The sequence below is a fragment of the Acinetobacter sp. YH12094 genome (genome assembly GCF_013419295.1).
GTDB lineage: Bacteria > Pseudomonadota > Gammaproteobacteria > Pseudomonadales > Moraxellaceae > Acinetobacter > Acinetobacter amyesii.
In genome coordinates, this window is sequence record NZ_VPAK01000060.1 from 1 (window position 1) to 3853 (window position 3853).

Annotated in this window: 2 protein-coding genes and 2 pseudogenes; 3 read left to right on the top strand and 1 reads right to left on the bottom strand. The window is 35.6% G+C overall.

Going from position 1 to position 3853, the window contains the following annotated elements:
* The 3 genes and pseudogenes from FTU34_RS18180 to FTU34_RS17410 all read left to right on the top strand — a co-directional run.
* Positions 1–1703: pseudogene (locus tag FTU34_RS18180) on the top strand (RHS repeat domain-containing protein); the annotation flags it as partial.
* A gap of 31 nt (positions 1704–1734) precedes the next feature.
* Positions 1735–2583: a tetratricopeptide repeat protein gene (locus FTU34_RS18030; RefSeq protein ID WP_180036288.1), complete on the top strand. Its 849-nt coding sequence runs from the start codon at positions 1735–1737 to the stop codon at positions 2581–2583.
* Positions 2571–3725 (top strand): annotated as a pseudogene (locus tag FTU34_RS17410) (hypothetical protein); the annotation flags it as partial. The gene FTU34_RS18030 and the pseudogene FTU34_RS17410, both read left to right, overlap by 13 nt.
* 32 nt (positions 3726–3757) lie before the next feature.
* Here FTU34_RS17410 and FTU34_RS17415 read toward each other — a convergent pair.
* On the bottom strand, positions 3758–3853 hold a 96-nt coding region (locus FTU34_RS17415; protein WP_179992416.1), incomplete at its 5' end, for a transposase domain-containing protein.

The following is a 3853-nucleotide window of genomic DNA, read 5'->3' on the forward strand; positions in this document are numbered from 1 at the left end:
TTTATCCAAACTAAAAACTACAATGATATGGGCTCACTCAGCTCATCCGCCCTGAACAGCATACCTTAGATCAAGTTCAGAAAGCCTCAAAATACCGAGCAGAACGTCATTCCCAAGACGAAAAAAAATACTTACTCACGTAGGTGGACGACAGCCGTTTAGGGAAGCTCAATTATCAATATGACCCAATTGGACGATTGATCAAAAGCCAAGGTCCGCAACTTACAGAAAGCTTTAGCTTTGATCCAGCAGGTAACTTGATTGACCCGATTGCTACACAATCATCACAAGTGAAAAACAACTTGATCACGCAATATCAAGGTAAACACTACAAATATGATGCACAAGGTAATGTGGTTGAAACGACCCAAGCAGGTAAAACGCTAAAACTGACTTGGGATAACCTGAATCGCTTGATTCAAAGTGATAACAATGGTCAAGTCACGACTTATGGCTATGATGTATTTGGACGACGTTTATTTAAAAATAGTCATACTGATAAAAGTTTGATTTTATTTGGTTGGGATGGTGACCTAATGATTTGGGAGTCACAACAATCTAGTAATGAACAAGCACAATATACCAAGCATTATGTTTATGAGCCAAATAGTTTTGTACCCTTGCTACAAACAGGCTATGCCGGATTTATTAAATTAATCGAAACACCAGACTACTCAAAGTTCCAAACAGAACCGTACTCAGTTTATAAAGACCCTGTATGGAAAACTGAAACGAGAAAGAACAAAGTTGAGTTAGAGCGGGTTGCATTTTATCACTGTGACCAAGTCGGCACACCGCAAACATTGAGTAATGAGTTAGGCGAATGTATTTGGGAAATTAAACAAGATACATGGGGCACAGCTTTAGAGATCAATGAGAGCGAAAACTTACTTGAACAAACCAACCTTCGATTCCAAGGTCAATATTATGATAAAGAAACAAACTTACACTACAACCGTTATCGTTATTATGAGCCACATAGTGCAAGGTATGTAAGTAAAGATCCAATAGGACTAGAAGGTGGATTTAATAACCTAGCTTATGTAAGTGATCCGAATCAGTGGGTAGATCCGATGGGGTTAATGGCAAAAGATATTTATAAAGCTCCTGAAGGTTCATCACCTTGGCTGCAGCCTGAATTAGACAAATTAAAAATTGCTGATGCAAGGGGAAGAATGGCTGCGATGGAAAGAGATATGGATGAAAAAAATAAAGCATATAAAAAATTGGAAAATAATATTAGGACTCCATCAAGGGTTATTGTTTCCAGAGGTGTTGCAGGGTATGTTTATCCAGAAAATGATAAGCCTTTTAAACCTTCAGTGATAGCAATTTCTGCTGGTGGAGATTCAAGTGCAATCAAAGGTTATGGAGCATCATCAAGTATTTATTTAGCACAAGAAAAAAATGGAGTATTTGTTGGTTCTAGTGGAACTAGAAGTAAAACAATTGGTACTGGTGGAAGTTTAGGTGCTGGTATTGATTGGTATGATACTGATATTTCAGGATTTACAGGTAGAGCTGATACATCTGAAACTTGTGCAATAATTGTTTGTTTCCGTGTTCACCAAAATTCAAATACTAAACAAAAAATTGGTTATGGAGTTAGTCCTTTAACAGAAGTTGGTGGTGGATTTACCCATCATAAAGCAGATACTCAGCTGTACCATAAGCCTGTTAAAATTAGTAATAAAGGAAAATGAAGTAGATTATCTATCTAGGAGGAGGTTAATTATGGGTTTACGATTTATTTTTATTTTTTTCTTTATTTTGATATTAAATGCTTGTAGCTATAATTCAAATACTGAGACTTTAAATTTTGAAAAAGCACAAAATATAATTTTACAAAGTGAAAGCTTAAATTACGATAAAGCGCTAAATTATTTTAATAGTCATTCAGAAGATAGTAATTCTCAATATTATTTAGGTGTGATGTATTTTAATGGGTTAGGCGCTAATGTAGATTATGAGAAAGCATTTTATTGGTATAATAAATCAGCATCACAAGGGAATTATTATTCAAGTTTGAATTTAGGGAAAATGTATGACGCCGGTATATATGTTAAACAAGATTATAGTAAGGCTTTTAATTTATATTTAAAGGCTGCTGAAAGTGGGAATGATGAAGCTCAGTATAATTTAGGAGTAATGTATGATTTAGGTAAAGGTGTGGATAAAAATATTGATAAAGCACTAGAGCTATACCAGCTATCTGCTAAAAAAAATAATCCTGAGGCTTTATTTAATTTGGGTGTTTACTATACTTCAGATAAAATAGACTATGAAAAGGCTTTCAATTTATTTTTGAAAGCTTCTAGCCTTGGGCATATTAAAGCGAAAACTAACTTAGCTACTATGTATTTTTTAGGTTTAGGTGTAAACAAAAATTATAAAGAAGGTCGAAAATTAATAAATGATGCCGCAAATAATGGGGATAGTTTAGCAAAACTTAATATAGGTTTATATTATTTCGAAGGTAAATTTGGTTTTGAAAAAAATTATGAGCTATCTAGAAAATGGTTGGAAGAGTCATGTTCAATGAAAGAAGAAAAAGCTTGTATGAGTCTTAAAAAGTTATTTTAAATTATATTTTATTCGAACAATTCGATTATTTAAAATCAATCGACTTCCAATTAAAACGTGGTAAACAACAGCTTTAGTTTGCCTTTAATGACCAAACTAAAGTGATAGTAGCCTTTGTTGATGAACAGCCAGAACCTTTGGCACATTATGAATATGATGCATAAGGTAACTTGCTGAAAGTGATTGATAAAAATGGATATGTACGCACTTATGAATATAACCAAGTACACAACTGATACGTTTACAGATCAGGCTGGACGTGGGTATATCTTCGTTATGGGGCAACAGAGGTCATAACCAAAGCTATTGCAGAATGGGCGGATGATGGGGTTTTTAAAACTCGCTTAGAATGGCATTCTCTCCTATGTCAAGTTTATGTTTATGATGTTGCAATCTACTTACTTTGACTTAGGTGATTTTACCTATCGTACAAGTTTAACTGCTTTGGACAACTAATCCATGAACAAAGCTTTGATGGTGAAGAAAAGCATTATAGCTACAATGAAAATGGACAACTGCTCCAAATCCGACAACCGAATATCCTGACCCAATTGGGTTATCATGCAGATGGTTCAATTGCTTCAAAAACCTATACCCATTTACAAACACGACATAGCCAAACCGAAGAATTCGAATACAATATCAATAACCAACTCAGCCAAGCGACAAACAAAGAAAGCTAAATCAACTTTTATCGAAATCCGCTCGGGCAGTTGGTACGCGAACATCAGCACTATAAAGTACCCAAGTTGAAACCGGTAACTGCAGTACTTCGTTATGAGTACGATGAGCTGGGCAACTTAAGCAAGACTATCCGCCCAGATGGACAAGTTCAAACCAATCTGACTTATGGTTCAGGGCATATCTATGGAATTGCCTTTAACCAACAAGACATGGTGGCATTCCAACGAGATGACTTACACCGTGAAACAGTACGCATGCTGGCAAACGGATTGATTCAAACTAAAAACTACAATGAAGTTGGTTTACTCAGTTCACAAATCATTCGACCAGAACAAGAGACTCCAAACCCAATACAACAACCAAAACATCAGGCAGAACGTCATTATCAATACGATAAAAACTACTTACTGACCCAAGTAGAAGATAGCCGTTTAGGTAAACTCAATTACCAATATGACCGTAAGCGTCCGCTGAACCCCATGCCTATTTTTTAATTCGATTTAGGTTTCCAGCGGTGTGGTAGCAATTCTTCAATCTGAGTCACTTTATGTGTCGGCAACCTTTTCAGCACATCACTTAAATAGGC